The sequence below is a fragment of the Sphingomonas pollutisoli genome (assembly GCF_029167165.1).
GTDB lineage: Bacteria > Pseudomonadota > Alphaproteobacteria > Sphingomonadales > Sphingomonadaceae > Sphingomonas > Sphingomonas pollutisoli.
Window position 1 is genome coordinate 476,614 of the sequence record NZ_JARFNJ010000003.1, and the last position, 15,506, is coordinate 492,119.

The 15,506-nt window shown below is 69.8% G+C and carries 17 protein-coding genes; 10 read left to right on the top strand and 7 right to left on the bottom strand.

The window, feature by feature from the left end:
- Nucleotides 1-4 precede the first annotated feature (4 nt).
- Together PX554_RS08570 and PX554_RS08575 are read left to right on the top strand one after the other, a co-directional pair.
- A complete protein-coding gene (locus PX554_RS08570) occupies nucleotides 5-1,420 on the top strand; it encodes a glycoside hydrolase family 43 protein (protein ID WP_275500700.1) in 1,416 nt (471 codons plus the stop codon).
- 107 nt (nucleotides 1,421-1,527) lie between these two features.
- Nucleotides 1,528-1,800, top strand: coding sequence for a DUF1488 family protein (locus tag PX554_RS08575; protein ID WP_093225112.1), 273 nt, complete (start codon nucleotides 1,528-1,530; stop codon nucleotides 1,798-1,800).
- A gap of 41 nt (nucleotides 1,801-1,841) precedes the next feature.
- Here PX554_RS08575 and PX554_RS08580 read toward each other — a convergent pair whose 3' ends face one another.
- Nucleotides 1,842-2,678 (bottom strand): alpha/beta fold hydrolase, encoded by an 837-nt coding sequence (locus PX554_RS08580; protein WP_093224989.1) that lies wholly within the window; start codon nucleotides 2,676-2,678, stop codon nucleotides 1,842-1,844.
- Between the two features lie 226 nt (nucleotides 2,679-2,904).
- Here PX554_RS08580 and PX554_RS08585 point away from each other — a divergent pair, with 226 nt between their 5' ends.
- The 8 genes from PX554_RS08585 (at nucleotide 2,905) to PX554_RS08620 (ending at nucleotide 10,142) form a co-directional block, all read left to right on the top strand.
- Entirely contained in the window at nucleotides 2,905-4,431 is a 1,527-nt protein-coding gene (locus PX554_RS08585; protein WP_275500702.1) for a sensor histidine kinase, read from the top strand.
- On the top strand, nucleotides 4,428-5,069 hold the full coding sequence (locus PX554_RS08590; protein WP_093224992.1) for a response regulator transcription factor: 642 nt from the start codon (nucleotides 4,428-4,430) through the stop codon (nucleotides 5,067-5,069). Before PX554_RS08585 ends, PX554_RS08590 begins: the two co-directional genes overlap by 4 nt.
- Nucleotides 5,070-5,160: 91 nt before the next feature.
- Nucleotides 5,161-5,346 (top strand): hypothetical protein, encoded by a 186-nt coding sequence (locus tag PX554_RS08595; protein WP_093224993.1) that lies wholly within the window; start codon nucleotides 5,161-5,163, stop codon nucleotides 5,344-5,346.
- Between the two features lie 32 nt (nucleotides 5,347-5,378).
- Entirely contained in the window at nucleotides 5,379-6,092 is a 714-nt protein-coding gene (locus PX554_RS08600; RefSeq protein WP_371128295.1) for a response regulator, read from the top strand.
- Nucleotides 6,093-6,102: 10 nt separating this feature from the next.
- Entirely contained in the window at nucleotides 6,103-7,419 is a 1,317-nt protein-coding gene (locus PX554_RS08605) for an ATP-binding protein (RefSeq protein WP_275500705.1), read from the top strand.
- A 105-nt stretch (nucleotides 7,420-7,524) separates the two neighbouring features.
- Nucleotides 7,525-8,367, top strand: coding sequence for a 5-dehydro-4-deoxy-D-glucuronate isomerase (gene kduI, locus PX554_RS08610; protein WP_275500706.1), 843 nt, complete (start codon nucleotides 7,525-7,527; stop codon nucleotides 8,365-8,367).
- Nucleotides 8,364-9,119: a 2-dehydro-3-deoxy-D-gluconate 5-dehydrogenase KduD gene (kduD, locus tag PX554_RS08615; RefSeq protein WP_275500708.1), complete on the top strand. Its 756-nt coding sequence runs from the start codon at nucleotides 8,364-8,366 to the stop codon at nucleotides 9,117-9,119. The genes kduI and kduD overlap by 4 nt, the downstream gene beginning before the upstream one ends.
- Before the next feature lie 9 nt (nucleotides 9,120-9,128).
- Nucleotides 9,129-10,142 carry a sugar kinase gene (locus PX554_RS08620; protein ID WP_275500710.1) on the top strand — a complete coding sequence of 338 codons (1,014 nt, stop codon included), beginning with the start codon at nucleotides 9,129-9,131 and terminating at the stop codon, nucleotides 10,140-10,142.
- Between the two features lie 63 nt (nucleotides 10,143-10,205).
- On the opposite strand, the gene PX554_RS08625 is transcribed toward PX554_RS08620, so the two are convergent.
- The 6 genes from PX554_RS08625 to PX554_RS08650 are packed head-to-tail and all read right to left on the bottom strand — an operon-like array spanning nucleotide 10,206 to nucleotide 15,501.
- Entirely contained in the window at nucleotides 10,206-10,811 is a 606-nt protein-coding gene (locus tag PX554_RS08625; RefSeq protein ID WP_275500711.1) for a LutC/YkgG family protein, read from the bottom strand.
- Nucleotides 10,808-12,199 carry a lactate utilization protein B gene (locus PX554_RS08630; RefSeq protein WP_275500713.1) on the bottom strand — a complete coding sequence of 464 codons (1,392 nt, stop codon included), beginning with the start codon at nucleotides 12,197-12,199 and terminating at the stop codon, nucleotides 10,808-10,810. The genes PX554_RS08625 and PX554_RS08630 overlap by 4 nt, the downstream gene beginning before the upstream one ends.
- Nucleotides 12,196-12,966: a (Fe-S)-binding protein gene (locus PX554_RS08635; RefSeq protein ID WP_275500714.1), complete on the bottom strand. Its 771-nt coding sequence runs from the start codon at nucleotides 12,964-12,966 to the stop codon at nucleotides 12,196-12,198. Before PX554_RS08635 ends, PX554_RS08630 begins: the two co-directional genes overlap by 4 nt.
- Nucleotides 12,963-13,943 (bottom strand): alpha/beta hydrolase, encoded by a 981-nt coding sequence (locus tag PX554_RS08640; protein WP_275500716.1) that lies wholly within the window; start codon nucleotides 13,941-13,943, stop codon nucleotides 12,963-12,965. Before PX554_RS08640 ends, PX554_RS08635 begins: the two co-directional genes overlap by 4 nt.
- A complete protein-coding gene (locus PX554_RS08645) occupies nucleotides 13,940-14,740 on the bottom strand; it encodes a rhamnogalacturonan acetylesterase (protein ID WP_275500717.1) in 801 nt (266 codons plus the stop codon). The genes PX554_RS08640 and PX554_RS08645 overlap by 4 nt, the downstream gene beginning before the upstream one ends.
- The gene (locus tag PX554_RS08650) at nucleotides 14,737-15,501 is read right to left on the bottom strand and encodes an L-rhamnose 1-dehydrogenase Lra1 (RefSeq protein WP_093225005.1); all 765 of its coding nucleotides are present in this window, start codon (nucleotides 15,499-15,501) and stop codon (nucleotides 14,737-14,739) included. Before PX554_RS08650 ends, PX554_RS08645 begins: the two co-directional genes overlap by 4 nt.
- Nucleotides 15,502-15,506 lie beyond the last annotated feature (5 nt).

The following is a 15,506-nucleotide window of genomic DNA, read 5'->3' on the forward strand; positions in this document are numbered from 1 at the left end:
GACCGTGCGTATCCGATCCATCATCACCGGGCTGTGCGCCCTGCTGGCGACGGCGCTGTTTCCCGCGCCGGTCAGCGCCGACAATCCGATCATCCAGACGCTATTCACCGCCGATCCCGCGCCGCTGGTCCACGACGGCACGGTCTATCTCTACACCAGCCATGACGAGGACGACGCGCGCAACTTCCTGATGCGCGACTGGCGGCTCTATACCTCGACCGACATGGTCAATTGGACCGACCACGGCGCGGTCGCCTCGCTCAAGACCTTCCCTTGGGCGCGGCAGGACAATGACGCCTGGGCGCCGCAGGTGATCGCGCGGGGCGGCAAATTCTATCTGTACGTGCCGATCAGCGTGGCGGGATCGCCCAAGAACGTCCTCGCGGTGGCGGTGGCGGACACGCCGTACGGGCCGTTCAAGGACGCGCTCGGCCATCCGCTGATCGCCCCCGACAGCGACAATATCGATCCGACCGTGGCGATCGACGGCGACGGCCAGGCCTGGCTCTACTGGGGCAACCCCGATCTGTGGCGCGTCAAGCTCAACCCCGACATGATCTCCACCGCGGGGCCGATCGTGAAGATGCCGCGGCTGACCGACTATCAGGAGGGGCCGTGGTTCTACCGCCGCGCGGGCCATTATTACATGGCGTACGCCTCGACCTGCTGCCCGGAGGGGATCGGCTATGCGATGAGCGACCATGCGGCCGGGCCGTGGCGGTACCAGGGCTCGATCATGGACCACGACAAGCGTTCGTCGGGCAACCATCCGGGCATCATCGACTATAAGGGCCGCAGCTACGTCTTCGGCTTCAACTACCGCCTCAACGATGCGCAGACCGGCGAGCATCGCGAGCGCCGCTCGGTGACGGTCACCGAATTCCGCTACAACAAGGACGGCACGATCCCGATGCAGCCGTGGTGGGACACGGTCGGCGCCAAGCAACTCGGCACGATCGACCCGTTCCGCCGCGTTCAAGCCGAGACGATCGCCTGGACATCGGCCACGGACACGTCGGCGAGCGGCGCGCACGCGTGGGCGCCGGGCGTCCGCACCGCGTCGAGCGGCGCCACGGGCATGTACGTCACGCATGTGCTGGACGGCGGCTATATTGTCGTGCGCGGGGTCGATTTCGGCAAGGGCGCGGGCAAGACCTTCGAGGCGACGGTCGCGGCGGCGCGCGGGGGCGCGGGCATCGACCTGCGGCTCGACGGCCTGGCCGGCCCGCGTGTCGCGACGCTCGCGGTGCCGGCGACCGGGGGACCGGAGACGTGGCGCACGGTATCGGCGCCGCTCGCGCGCACCCGCGGCGTCCACGATGTCTTCCTGGTGTTCCACGGCACGCCGGGCGAATCGCTGTTCAACTTCGATGCCTGGCGGATCGGCACCGGGCGCGGCGGACACCAAGCGCCGCGCTGAGTCAGGCGCGTCCCAGCCGTTTCGGAGGAACGCCGCCCCACGCGCGGCGTTGACGGGCGCGTTCGCTTCTCCGATGCGTCGGGAGGACAATGACCGAAGGAGATTTCATGGCTGCCGACAAGATGGACATCGATCTGGCGACCGCGCTCGACAACGTGGAGGACCAAGTGGTCGAATTCACCGCCGAGGTCGACGGCGACGAATATGAGTTCGCGGTCCAATATGCCGTGCTCGAAGCGCTGAGCGGCGACGCGCCCGAGGATGACGCGATCGATATGTTCACGCGCTTCAGCGACACGATCGCCGAGGCCGGACTGGTCGCGCTGGCGCGCAACAACGCCGCGAGCGTGATCGTCATCAGCGAGAATGATCTGGAATGACGGGACGGGGCGGCGGGCCGATCGCCCGCCGCCCCGCCGCTTCAGGCGCGGATGAACGCCAGCAGATCGGCGTTGATGACCTCGGCATGGGTCGTCAGCATCCCGTGCGGGAAGCCCGGATAGATTTTCAGCTCCGCGTTCGGCAGCAGCTTGGCCTGGAGCAGCGATGCGTCCTTGTACGGCACGATCTGGTCGTCATCGCCCTGGAGCACCAGCGTCGGCACGGTGATCGCCTTGAGATCCTCGGTCTGGTCGGTTTCCGAGAAGGCCTTGATCCCCTCGTAATGCGCGTTGGCCGCGCCCATCATGCCCTGGCGCCACCAGTTGCGGATCACGCCTTCGGACACCGCCGCGCCCTCACGGTTGAAGCCGTAGAACGGCCCCGACGCGAGATCGAGGAAGAATTGCGCGCGATTGGCGGCGAGCGCGGCGCGGAGCCCGTCGAACACGGCGATCGGGGTGCCGTCGGGGTTGGCGTCGGTCTGCACCATCAGCGGCGGCACCGCGCTCACCAGCACCGCCTTGGCGACGCGGCCCTGCGGCTGACCGAACTTGGCGACATAGCGCGCGACTTCGCCGCCGCCGGTCGAATGGCCGATGTGGACGGCGTTCTTGAGGTCGAGATGCTCGGCAACGGCCGACGCGTCGGCGGCATAATGGTCCATGTCGTGGCCGATCGGGGTCTGCGACGAGCGGCCGTGCCCGCGCCGGTCGTGCGCGACCACGCGGTAGCCCTGGGCGAGGAAGAACAGCATCTGTGCGTCCCAATCGTCCGACGACAGCGGCCAGCCGTGATGGAAGACGATCGGCTGTGCGTCCTTTGGACCCCAATCCTTGTAGAAGATCTCGGTGCCGTCCGCGGTGGTCACATAAGCCATGCTAATCTCCATCGGTCTGGATGCCGGCGCCGCGCCGGTCCGTCGGTGCTGGATATCGTCGAACGATTGCACGAAAGCTACCATACGCACGTTGGGGTGCCGCTCGTGCCGGCTCCGTACTATCAGGGTTTGGGCTTTGGTGGATTCGCCGCGACCAAGATGATGCGGCTGTTACGAGATCGTAACGCTTGGTAGAGCGGCGGGGGTGAATGGGCGGGAGGGTTTGATGCGCGGCGATGCCAAGGCGAAGCGGCTGGCGGGGCGGCTGCGGGCGGCGGCCGCGCTGTCGCTCGCGCTCGGCATCTTCGTGCTCGACGCGCTCAGCCCGCTGCAGGGGGCGGTCGCCGTCCTCTACACGACGGTCGTGCTGCTCGCCGCGCGCGGGCGGGACCGCGCGCCGGTGATCGCCGCCGGCGTGATCTGCGCGGGGCTCGCCGCGGCGGGCTATGTCGTCGGCCATTGGGGCGCGCCGCTCGGCTCGCCGGCGATCCGGCTCGGCGTCAGCCTGCTCGCGATCGCCATCACCACGATCCTGACGGCACGGCACCAGACCGCGATGGCGGCGCGCCGCCAGTCCGACCAGCGCTATCGCACGATCTTCAACGCGGTCGGCTTTCCGATCTGGGAATCGGATTGGTCGGCGGCCTATGCGATGTTGCGCGACGTGGACGCGCCGGACGCGGAACTGGTCCGGCGTGCCGCCGAGACCGCGCATATCCGCACCGGCAATCTCGCGGCGGCGCGGCTGTTCGGCTTCGAGACGCGCGAGGCGCTCGCCGGGCGCAACATCGTCGGCCACCATACGCCCGCCGCGCAGGCGATGTTCGAGCGCTTCTTCCTCGCGCTCAAACAGGGCGTGACCGAGATCGAGGAGGAACTGCAACTCCTCACCTGCACCGGCGACACGGTCGATGTCGTGCTGCGCATCACCCTGCCGCCCGAGCATGACGGCTGGCGGCAGGTGCTGGTGATGGCGCTGGACGTGACCGAGCGCAACCGCGCGCAGGCGCGGCTCGCCCAGTCGCAGGCCGAACTGGCGCACATGTCGCGCGTCACCACGCTCGGTCAGCTCGCCGCGTCGATCGCGCATGAGGTCAACCAGCCGCTGTCGGCGATCATCACCTATGCCAAATCGGGCCGGCGCTGGCTGGCGCGCGAGGCGCCCGGTGCGGCCGAGGTCGGCGACTGTCTCGACCATATCGCCACCAACGGCACCCGCGCCGCCGACGTGATCGCGCGCATCCGCGATCTCGCGCGCAAGGGCGAGCCGCGGCGCGAGGTCACCGATCTCGCCGCGCTGATCGCAGAGACCGCCGAATTGCTCGGGCGCGACCTGAACGCGCATGCGGTGGCGCTGCGGCTCGACGTGGCGGACGATCTGCCGCCGGTCGCGGGCGACCGCGTCCAGCTTCAGCAGGTGCTGATGAACCTGATGCTCAACGCCAGCCAGGCGATGGCCGACACCCCCGCCGAACGCCGGCACCTCTGCGTCGAGGCCCGTCGCGACGGCACGGCGGTGACGGTCGACGTGCAGGATTGCGGCCCCGGCATCACCGGCATCGCGCCCGAGCGGCTGTTCAGCCCCTTCTTCACCACCAAGGCCGACGGGATGGGCATGGGCCTGTCGATCTGCCGCGCGATCGTCGAGCGGCACAGCGGCACGCTCACCGCCGCCGAGCGGCCCGGCGGCGGCGCCACCTTCCGCTTCCGCCTGCCGATCGGCACCACCACATCCGAGGAGATCGCCGCATGACCATCGCTCCGGGCCGCGCCTGCATCATCGACGACGATGCCGAAGTGCGCGGCGCGATCGGCAGCCTGTTGCGGTCGAGCGGCTTCGACGTCGCGCTGTATGAAAGCACGGCGGCGTTCCTGGCGGACGCGCGGCCCGAGCTGCCCGCGTGTCTGGTGCTCGACGTGCGCCTGCCCGGCGAGAACGGCCTCGATTTCCAGGAGGGGCTCGCGGCGCGCGGCATCGACCTGCCGGTCATCCTCATCACCGGGCATGGCGACATTCCGATGAGCGTGCGCGCGATGAAAGCCGGCGCGATCGACTTCCTCCCCAAGCCGTTCAGCGACGAGCAGATGCTGGCGGCGGTCGAAACCGCGATCGCTGCCGACCGCGCGCGGCGCGCCGCCGCCGCCGGCGACGCCAGCCTGCGCGACGCATACGCCCGGCTCACCCCGCGCGAACGCGAGGTGATGGCGCTGGTCGTCACCGGCTTGATGAACAAGCAGGTCGCGGCCCGGCTCGATCTGTCGGAGATCACGGTCAAGATCCACCGCGGCAACGTGATGCGCAAGATGGCGGCGCAGTCGCTCGCCGATCTCGTCCGCATGGCCGAGGCGCTCGGCGTGCGCGACGAAACCATCCACCGCTTCCCGGCGTGAGACGGGCCGCACGCCGGGCGCGGCACGCCGGGCGTGCGGAAATTCTGCCGAAACATCGCGGCACCACCCAGCCCGCCTGGAGGTGTTGCTTATGTCCGAACCGAGTTTTCTCCACTTCTGCCGCCGCGCGCGCCAGGAGCAGATCGCCGCGATCAACGCCACCAGCGAGGCCGCGGCGGACGCGCATCGCCGGCTCTGCACCCTCCATGCCGAGATGGCGTGCGCCATCGCGGGCCGATCGCGCCGCGCGCGCGGTTTGATCGCGGCGGTGGCGTGATGCTATCGGAGCGCGATGAGGAGTCCGTGACCATCGACACCGCCCCGGCCGATGCGGACACGCACATCGTCGTCGTCGATGACGATCGCGAAATCCGCACGCTGCTGTGGGAAAGCCTCGCCGAACATGGCTTCGCCGTCAGCATGGCGGCGGACACGCGCCAGCTCGACACGCTCATGCGGACCGGCCGGGTCGATCTCGTCATCCTCGACATCATGATGCCCGGCGAGGACGGCATCGCCGCGTGCCGGCGGCTGCGGCAGGCGGGCGGCCCGCCCGTGATCCTGCTCAGCGCGCGCGGCGGCGAAAGCGACCGCATCCTCGGGCTCGAGACCGGCGCGAGCCATTATCTGCCCAAGCCGTGCAGCGCGCGCGAGGTGCTCGCCACCGTGCGCGCCGCGCTGCGCACACATCAAGGCGTGGGCGCGCGCGAGGCGGTGCTGGTGTTCTCGGGCTGGCGGATGGACCTGAGCGCGTGGGAACTGACCGATCCCGAGGGCGTGCTGATCGATCTCACCGACGGCGAGTTCGCGGTGCTTCGCCTGTTCGTCGAGCGCCCGCGCCGCGTGCTGTCGCGCGAGCAATTGCTGGAGGGCGCGCGCGGCCCCGATTCGGACGCGTTCGACCGCGCGATCGACGTGCAGATCAGCCGGCTGCGGCGCAAGTTGCGCGCGCCCGGCGACGAGATGATCCGCACCGTCCGCAACGAGGGCTATATGTTCGTGCCCGCCGTGACGCGCCGGTGATGACGCACCGATGAGCTTGGGGCGCGGCGCGAGCTGGGGGATGCTCACGCGCGTGCTGGCGGTGCTGCTGGCGGCGGTGGTCGCGGTGCAGCTCGCCAATTTCGCGCTGCTGCAATTCGTGCCGTTGCCGCGCCCGCCGCTGTTCACGGTCGCGCAGGTCGCCGCCGCCTTGCGCGGCGGGGAGAAGGCGCCGGGCGCGTTCCACTTCCGGGTGACGGACGCCCCGGAGCCGACCCGCCCCGGCCGCGCGACATGGCTGGCGGCGGCGCTGGCGCGCGATCTGGGCGTGTCGCGCGACGCGGTGCGGCTCGCCTTCACCGATCCGCCGATGTTCCGCCACGGCGTGGCCGGCGGCGCGGCGCGGCCGCACGACGCCGGGGAGAATCGCGACGCGGTGCTGGTCGGCGATTTCAGCGCGGCGTTCCGCCGGGACGACGGACGCTGGCTGGCGGTGGCGCCGGTGCGCAGCGGCCTCGACGCGTGGCGGGTGCGGCTGCTGCTGTTCCTGCTCGCCTCGCTCGTCACGGTCGCGCCGTTCGCGTGGCTGCTCGCGCGCTGGGTGGCGCGGCCGGTCGCCCTGTTCGCCAACGCCGCCGAACGGATCGGCCGCGATCCGCACACCGCCCCGCTCGCCGTATCCGGGCCGGCCGAGATCGCCCATGCCGCGCGTGCGATGAACGAGATGCAGACCCGGCTCAACCGCTATGTCGATGATCGCACCGTGATGATCGGCGCGATCGCGCATGATCTGCGCACGCCGCTGATGCGGCTCGCGCTGCGGCTCGAACATGCGCCCGAGGCGTTGCGGCGCGGGGTCGAGCGCGACGTCGCCGACATGCAGGCGATGATCGCGGCGACCACCGATTATGTGCGCGGCGCGACCGGGCCGAGCACGCGCCGCCGCCTCGAGCTGCGCGCGCTCGCCGAAAGCGCGGTCGACGGCCTGCTCGATCGTGGCGCGCAGGTGGTGTTGCTGCCCGGTCCGCCGGTCGTCGTCGAGGGCGATCCGGTCTCGCTGCGCGCCGTGCTCGACAATCTGCTGACCAACGCGCTGCGCTATGCGGGCGATGCCGAGGTGTCGATCGCGCGGGATCGCGGCTTGGCGACCATCGACGTGCGCGACCACGGGCCGGGGCTGCCCGACGCCGATCTCGACCGTGTATTCGAGCCGTTCTTCCGCAGCGAGCAATCGCGCAACAAGGATACCGGCGGCATCGGGCTGGGGCTCGCCAGCGTCCGTGCGCTCGTCCACCTGCATGGCGGCACGGCGCGGATCGTGAATCACCCGGATGGCGGATTGCTCGCGCGGGTCGAACTGCCGCTCTGAGATCGCCGAGAGCGCCCGGCCCACATTCTGACACCGGTTCCCTATTTTGGTTGGCAGCGATGCCGGTTTGTCGCTATGCGACGGCAAACGACAGGCGAGGGCGATATGTTCGACAAGACCTTCTACGGCACGCACCCCGACATGATGGAGTGCGTCAGCAACGACGAGCTGCGCGACCGCTATCTGATCCAGAACCTGTTCCGCCCCGGCGCGTGCGTGCTCAACTATACGCATGCCGAACGCTTCGTGATCGGCGGTGTCGCCGTCGCCACCGGCACGGTCAAGCTGCCCGATCAGACCGAGCCGCCCTCGGCGGCGGGGCATCCGTTCCTCGAACGCCGCGAACTGGCGATCGTCAACGTCGGCACGGTCGACGGCATCGTCACGGTCGACGGCGAGGCTTTCACGCTCGGCAACAAGGATTGCCTCTACGTCACGATGGGCGCGAAGGACGTCGGCTTTTCGGGCGACGGGGCGCGCTTCTATCTCGCCTCGTGCCCGGCGCATAAGGCGTTCACCACGCGCAAACTGTCGATCGCCGACGCGAACGCGCTCGAACGCGGCAGCCTCGCCGAATCGAACGAGCGCACGATCTTCCAGCTCGTCATCCCCGGCGTGTGCGACAGCGCGCAACTGGTGATGGGGCTGACCGTGCTCAAGCCGGGTTCGGTGTGGAACACGATGCCGCCGCACATCCACGAGCGCCGCAGCGAAATCTATTTCTATTTCGAACTCGACGATCTCGACAAGGATCGCGTGATGCACTTCATGGGCGAGGGCGAGGCGACCCGCCACATCGTCATGCAGAACGAGGAAGCGGTGATCTCGCCGCCCTGGTCGATCCACATGGGCGCGGGCACCAAGGCCTATGCCTTCATCTGGGCGATGGCGGGCGAGAACCAGGATTATACCGACATGAACGTCCTCGACATCTGCCAGTTGGCGTGAGCGCGATGTTCGATCTCACCGGCAAGGTCGCGGTCGTGACCGGGGCCAACACCGGCATCGGCCAGGCGATCGCGCTGGCGCTGGCGGGGGCCGGCGCGGACATCGCCGCGGTCGGCCGCTCGCCCTGCGACGAGACGGTCGCCGCCGTGCGCGCGCTCGGGCGCGAAGCGGTGTTCGTCGCCGCCGATCTGTCGAGCATCGCCCCGGTCGGCGCGATCGTCGAGGAGACGGTCGCCACGCTGGGCGGGCTCGACATCCTCGTCAACAACGCCGGCATCATCCGCCGCGCCGACGCGGTCGATTTCTCCGAGGCCGATTGGGACGCGGTGATGGACACCAATCTCAAATCGGTGTTCTTCCTCTGCCAGGCGGCGGGGAAACACATGATTTCGCAAGGCTCGGGCAAGATCATCAACATCGCCTCGATGCTGACCTTCCAGGGCGGCATCCGCGTGCCGAGCTATACCGCGTCGAAATCGGGCGTGGGCGGGCTCACCAAATTGCTCGCCAACGAATGGTCGGCCAAGGGCGTCAACGTCAACGCGATCGCGCCCGGCTATATCGCCACCAACAACACCACCGCGCTGCGCGAGGACGAGGACCGCAACGCCGCGATCCTCGCGCGCATCCCGGCGGCGCGCTGGGGCAAGCCGTCCGATCTCGGCGGCGCGGCGGTGTTCCTGGCGTCGTCCGCGTCGGATTATGTCGACGGCCATATCCTCGCGGTCGACGGCGGCTGGCTCGCGCGCTAGGCTGACGGCATGCGATCCTCGACAGCGTTTTTCGGCGAACTGCTCGTCCGCCTCTCCCCGCCCGACAAGCTGCTGCTGCGCAGCGCGCGCACGCTCGATCTCGCGGTCGGTGGCGCCGAGGCGAACGTGGCGATCGGGCTGGCGAGCCTCGGCCACACCACGCGCATGATCAGCCGACTGCCCGCCAATCCGCTCGGCGACATGGCGCGTTCGGTGCTGATGGGGGCGGGCGTTGATTGCACGCATGTCGCACGTGCCGAAGGGCGGATGGGGTTGTATTTCCTCACCCCTGGCGCCGGCTTGCGCGCCTCCGAAGTGGTGTATGATCGCGCGGGCAGCGTGTTCGCGCGCTCAACCGAGGCGGATTTCGACTGGGACGCGGTGTTCGCCGGCGCGACGCACCTGCTGATGTCGGGTATCACCCCCGCGCTCGGGCCGCATTCGTCGCGACTCGCGATCGCGGCGGCGCGCGCGGCGAAGGATCGCGGGCTCACCTTGATCTTCGACGGCAATTATCGGGCCCTGCTCTGGGAAGCGTGGGACAGCGATCCGCGCGGCGTGCTGTCCGAACTGGTCGGCATGGCCGACATGATGTTCGGCAACCACCGGGACATCGCGCTGCTGCTCGCCACCCGCTTTGCGAGCGACGGCGAGGACCGTCGGCGTGAAGCGGCGGCGGCGCTGTTCGCGGCGTTCCCCAACCTCCGGCACCTCGCTTCGACCGCGCGCCATGTCGAGGCGGCCGACCGCCATCTGCTCTCCGCGCGCGTGGAAACGCCCGACGCGGTCGCGCAGACCGAGGAGGTCGAGGTCTCGGGCATCATCGACCGGATCGGCGCGGGCGACGCCTTCGCGGCGGGCGTGCTGCACGGCTTGCTGCGCAACCCGGACGATATCGAGGGCGCGGCGGAATCGGGGCTGGCGCTGACCGTGCTCAAACATTCGCTCCCCGGCGACGCGAGCCTGTTCGGGCAGGGCGATATCGACGCGTTCCTGTCCGGGCAGTTCGACGTCAGGCGGTAACCCGTCCGTTCGTCCCGAGCGCAGGTGTCTCGACTGCGCTCGACACGAACGGTTGGTTGCGTCCTATTCCTCGCCGACCAGCAGTACGTGCAGAAACCGCGGACCATGCGCGCCGCGAATGTACTGCCCCTCGATATCGGTCGTCCCGCTCACCCCCGTCACCCAATAATGCGCGCGCGGTTGCGGACCCGGCAGCGCGGCATCCTCGAGATGCGAGACGATCGCGGCTTCGCGCAGCAGCACGATGTGATGCAGGCCGAGGAAATTGGGCAGCATCGGCGCGTGCGGGCCGGTCTCGAACACCAGCGAGCCGGTCTCGGCGATGCCGAGCCTAGCCCAAGCGATCACCGCCGGTTCGTCAGGCGTGATCGCCGGGCTGAGCGTGAAGCCCGACCAGTCGGCGGCGAATCGAGGATCGTCGGGCAGGAACACCGCCGGGGGCAGGCCATGTTCGGCGAGATAGCGCGCCACCGCCCCCGGCGCGTCGGCGACCGACGCGATCCGCGCGTGGGTCGCGCCGCTCGCCGGCAGCGCCAGCGCGGCGAGGAAGACGCTGACGCGATCCTCCGCCACCGCCGGGCGCACCGGATCGACAAGCAGCGCCTCGGCGGCGCCGGGCGGCGGCGCGGCGGTGCCGAGCGCGCCGAGGATTTCTTCGCGCGCGTTCATCGCTCACCCCGCGCATAGCGGCTCATGAAGCTCTCGGCGTCGGGCGCGGGCAGGTCGCGGTGCGCGGTCCAGCCGCGCGCGAGTGGCAGCGCCCTGATCCAGCCGCGCCCGAAGCGGCGCATGCCGAAGATCGCCGCGCGCACCGCCGCCCGATACAGGCGCGGACGCTGCGCCACCCACGCCCAGGCGCCGATACCCTGCCGCATCGTCGCCGGCTCCAGCCCCTCGCGCCAGCTCTTCTCGCGCCAGCCGCGCAGCAAGGTCGGCAGCGGGATCTTGACCGGGCAGACCTCCTGGCATTTGCCGTTGAGCGTGCAGGCGTTGGGCAGATCGCGGCTCGCCGCCAGCCCGTCGAGCGCGGGGGTCAGCACCGCGCCCATCGGCCCCGGATAGGTGCCGCCATAGGCGTGGCCGCCGATCTGGCGGAACACCACGCAGTGGTTCATGCACGCGCCGCAGCGGATGCAGCGCAGCATCTCGGCGAGCCCCTCATCGCGCATCTTCGTGCGCCCGTTGTCGATCAGCACGATGTGCATCGCGTCCGGTCCGTCGGGATCGGCGGCGCGCTTTGGGCCGGTGTAGAAGGTGGTATATTGCGTCAGCGTCGCGCCGGTCGCCGAGCGCGCCAGCAGCCGCAGCAACTGCGCCGCATGCCCCATCGACGGCACCAGCTTCTCGATTCCCGCCGTCACGATATGGACGCGCGGCGGCACGAGCGACAGTTCGGCATTGCCCTCGTTGGTGACGGTACAAACCGCGCCGCTGTCGGCGATCAGGAAGTTCGCGCCGGATATCCCGACATCCGCCCCGAGCATGCCCTGGCGCAGATGCCGCCGCGCGCTCTCGGCCATCGCCGGGATCGTCTCCTCGGTATGCGGCGCAGTATGGTGCTGCTTGAACAGCGCCGAGACCTGCTCGCGCGTCTTGTGCATCGCTGGCCAGACGATGTGCGATGGGCGTTCGTCGGCGAGCTGGATGATATGCTCGGCAAGATCGGTCTCGATCCGCCCGATCCCCGCCTCGGCGAGCGCGTGCGGCAGCCCGATCTCCTCGCCCAGCATCGATTTGGAGCGCGCGACGGTGCGCGCGCCCGCCGCCTTGCAGATGCCGATCACGATCGCGCAGGCTTCGTCGGCGGTGCGCGCGTAATGGACCTGCGCGCCGGCGGCGGTCGCCGATGCCTCGAATTGTTCGAGATAATGGCCGAGATGCGCGACGACATGATCCTTGATCGCCGCGGCGCGCGTGCGCGCTTGCTCGAAATGCGCGAAGCCATCGACCGCGAGCGCGCGCTTGGCCTCGGCGGTGCCGGCGGTGCGGTCGATCGCGAGTTTCAGGATCGGGTCGGCGAGCGCGGCATTGACGCGGCGCGAAAAGGCCGCGCTCATGCGTCCTCGCCGATCGCGGGGCCATCGCCCATACCGGCGATCACTTCGATCGCGTGATAGGCGCGCACCGGCGATCCTTCGCGGTGGAGCTTGCCGGCCATGTTCATCAGGCAGCCGAGATCACCCGCCAGCAGCAGCTCGGCGCCGCTCGCGTCGATCGCCGCGGCTTTCTCGCCCGCGATCGCGTTCGAGATGGCGGGATATTTGACGCAGAAGGTGCCGCCAAACCCGCAGCACGTCTCCGCGCCCTCAAGCGGGGTGAGCGACAGCCCGGCGACGCCGCGCAGCAACCGGCGCGGTTGCGCCTTGATGCCGAGTTCGCGCAGCCCCGAACAACTGTCGTGATAGGTCGCGGTGGCGGTCAGCGCGGTCTCGGGCCGCCACCCGCGCACCTCGTCAAGATAGGCCATGATTTCGTAGGTTTTGGCCGCCACCGCCTCGGCGCGGCCACGCCAGGCGGGGTCGTGCTCGAACAGTTCGGGATAGTGTACCCGGATCGTCGCCGCGCACGATCCCGACGGCACCACCACCGCGTCATGCCCTTCGAGAAGCGCGATCGTGCGCCTGGCGATCGCGGTCGCCTCGGCGCGCGCGCCCGAGTTGAGCGCGGGCTGGCCGCAGCAGGTCTGCCCGGCCGGCACGACGACCGTGCAGCCCGCCGCCTCCAGCGCGCGGAGCGCCGCGAAGCCGACGCGGGGCCGGATCAGATCGACCAGACAGGTGACGAACAGCGCGACGCGGGGGGCGGGGGCGGGCGCGGGCGTCATAGCAGCCCGTGGCGCTTGGCGAAGCTCTCGAACAGGTCGGGCCAGGGCGAGGGCGTGCCGTCCGGCAGGGTCAGCCCGAAGCCGTGCCCGCCCGTTTCGAACAGATGCGCCTCCGCCGGAATATGCGCGGCGCGCAGGCCCGCCAGCATCATCAGGCTGTTCTCGACCGGCACGGTCTTGTCGTCGATCGCATGGGCGAGGAAGGTCGGCGGCGTGGTCGGCTGGATCGCATTCTCCAGCGAATAGGCGCGGCGGCGTTCGTCGCTCGCGGTTTCGCCGATCAGCTCGACGCGCGAGCCGTTGTGCGCCAGCGGCGCGGTCATGGTGATGACCGGATAGATCAGCGCGGCGGCGCGGGGGGCGAGCGGCTCGCGGTCGATCGCGTCGTTCACCGCCTGCGTCGCGACCGACTGGCGGCTGGTCAGCCAGCCGGCGAGATGGCCGCCCGCCGAAAAGCCGATCACGCCGACGCGGCCCGCGTCATAGCCGTAGCGGCCGGCGAGCGCGCGCACCGTGCGCAGCGCGCGCTGCGCGTCCTGAAGCGGCGCCTCCGGCCCCGCCGCCCAGCCGTCCGCCGGCAGCCGGTACAGCAGCGAGAAGCAGGTGAAGCCCGCGCGTGCGAACCGCCGCGAGATGTTGATCCCTTCATGCCCGAGAACGACGCGGCGGTAGCCGCCGCCGGGGATCATCAGCAGCGCGGCGCCATTGGGCTTGGCCGGGCGCAGCACCGTCAGCGTCGGCGTGGTGACGTGCGCGAAGAACGTGTCATAGGCGTCGCTCGTCGCCGAGCGCGGGCCTTGTTCCTGCGCGACGGTGACGTGCTCGCCGCCCGGAACCTTGCCTGGCCAGAGCGGCAGCACGGTGAAATCGGGCGGTACCGCCGCTTGTGCCGCCTGCGCCGCCCGCGCGCGCTTCGCGGTGGCGGCGAGGCCGAGCGCGGTGCCGCCGGCGATCAGCGTGCGTCGGTCGATCGTCATGAACATCCCCTGTGGCCGAGCGCGGTGGCGCGGGTGAGATCGGGGCGCTCGGCCAGCACATGCCCCGACAGCGGCAGATCCAGCGCCTTCAACGCGCCGGCGACGAGATCGGCGATCCGTCGCGCGCCGAGTTCGCTGAAATGCGTGTCATCGTCGATCCCCTTGGGAAAGCCGGGCGCGGCGTTGGCGGGGAGATGCAGGTAATAACCGCGCGAGGCCGCTTCGCCGGTGCGATCGAGCCAGTCGCGCGACAGCGCCTCGAGGTCGATCAGCGGCGTCCGCGTGGTGACGGAAAGGTCGCGCATCACCGCCGACCAGTCGGCGAAATTCGCCTTGGCCTTGCCGTCCGGCCCGAACATATGCTGCGCGACCGGCGTCACCAGCACGGGAACCCCGCGCGCGCCGCGCACCTGCCAGATGAAGCGCAGCAGGTTGTCGCGATACGTGGTCGCCGGATCGGCATAGCGCTCGGGCTTGGCCTTGTAGGCGTCGTTGTGGCCGAACTGGATCAGCACCACGTCGCCCGGCTGCACCCGCGCCATCAGCCCGTCCCAGCGGCCCTCCGCGATGAAGGTGCGCGTGCTGCGGCCTGCCGTGGCAAGATCGACGACATCGGTGCCCGCGTCGAGCCCGCACGACAGCATCTGCCCCCAGCCGGTCTGGGGATATTTGTCCTCGCCATACTCAGATGCGGTCGAATCGCTCGCGATCAGGATCTTGCCGAAGCCGGGCAGGGGCGCGGGCGCGGCGCTGGCCAGCAGCAGCGCGGCGGCGGCGGTGAGGCCGGCGCGGATCATTGCAGGTTCACGAACATGCCGCCGTCGACGAGCAGCGCCGCGCCGGTGACGTAGGCGGCCATGTCGGAGGCGAGGAACACGATCGGCCCGACCATGTCCTCCGGCGCGCCGAGCCGGCCGAGCGGGACGCGGCTTTCCATATAGCTGCGCTTGGCCTCGTCGGCGAGGTCGTCCTTGTTGATCTCGGTGAGGATGGTGCCCGGCAACAGCGAGTTGCAGCGGATCTTGTGCTTGCCGAGCGCGATCGCGGTCGATTGCATCAGCGAATGCACCCCCGCCTTGGTCGGCGTGTAATGCGTCTGATATTCGCCCCCGACCAGCGCCGAGATCGACGACACCGCGACGATCGCGCCACCGTGCCCTTGCGCGACCATCTGGTTGGCGGCGGCCTGCACCATGAAATAGGCGCCGTGCATGTTGACGCGCATCGTCCGCTCGAACGTTTCGACCGGCATGTCGAGGAAGGCGTGGAATGGGCAGATGCCGGCGTTGTTGACCATCACGTCGACCTTGCCGAACGCCTCGACCGCCTTGGCGACGAAGTCCTTCGCGGTCTCCGGCTCGGCCACGTCACCCTTCACCGCGAGCCCGCGCTGCCCGGTCGCCTCGATGGCGGCGATACAGGCTTCGGCATCCTCGTCGCGGCTATGATAGTTGATGACGACGTCGGCGCCATGCTGCGCCGCGCCGATCGCGGCGGCACGGCCGATGCCGGTGGAGGCGCCGGTGACGAGAACGGTCTTGCCTTCGAGCAGCTTCACGTGAG

Excerpts from the sequence above, each read along its gene's own strand:
- PX554_RS08590 (WP_093224992.1), top strand. The coding sequence starts at position 4,428 with ATGACCATCGCTCCGGGCCGCGCCTGCATCATCGACGACGATGCCGAA.
- PX554_RS08580 (WP_093224989.1), bottom strand. The coding sequence starts at position 2,678 with ATGGCTTATGTGACCACCGCGGACGGCACCGAGATCTTCTACAAGGAT.
- PX554_RS08625 (WP_275500711.1), bottom strand. The coding sequence starts at position 10,811 with ATGAACGCGCGCGAAGAAATCCTCGGCGCGCTCGGCACCGCCGCGCCG.
- PX554_RS08585 (WP_275500702.1), top strand. The coding sequence starts at position 2,905 with ATGCGCGGCGATGCCAAGGCGAAGCGGCTGGCGGGGCGGCTGCGGGCG.
- PX554_RS08640 (WP_275500716.1), bottom strand. The coding sequence starts at position 13,943 with ATGACGATCGACCGACGCACGCTGATCGCCGGCGGCACCGCGCTCGGC.
- PX554_RS08575 (WP_093225112.1), top strand. The coding sequence starts at position 1,528 with ATGGCTGCCGACAAGATGGACATCGATCTGGCGACCGCGCTCGACAAC.
- PX554_RS08605 (WP_275500705.1), top strand. The coding sequence starts at position 6,103 with ATGAGCTTGGGGCGCGGCGCGAGCTGGGGGATGCTCACGCGCGTGCTG.
- PX554_RS08635 (WP_275500714.1), bottom strand. The coding sequence starts at position 12,966 with ATGACGCCCGCGCCCGCCCCCGCCCCCCGCGTCGCGCTGTTCGTCACC.
- PX554_RS08630 (WP_275500713.1), bottom strand. The coding sequence starts at position 12,199 with ATGAGCGCGGCCTTTTCGCGCCGCGTCAATGCCGCGCTCGCCGACCCG.
- PX554_RS08645 (WP_275500717.1), bottom strand. The coding sequence starts at position 14,740 with ATGATCCGCGCCGGCCTCACCGCCGCCGCCGCGCTGCTGCTGGCCAGC.
- kduI (WP_275500706.1), top strand. The coding sequence starts at position 7,525 with ATGTTCGACAAGACCTTCTACGGCACGCACCCCGACATGATGGAGTGC.
- PX554_RS08595 (WP_093224993.1), top strand. The coding sequence starts at position 5,161 with ATGTCCGAACCGAGTTTTCTCCACTTCTGCCGCCGCGCGCGCCAGGAG.
- PX554_RS08620 (WP_275500710.1), top strand. The coding sequence starts at position 9,129 with ATGCGATCCTCGACAGCGTTTTTCGGCGAACTGCTCGTCCGCCTCTCC.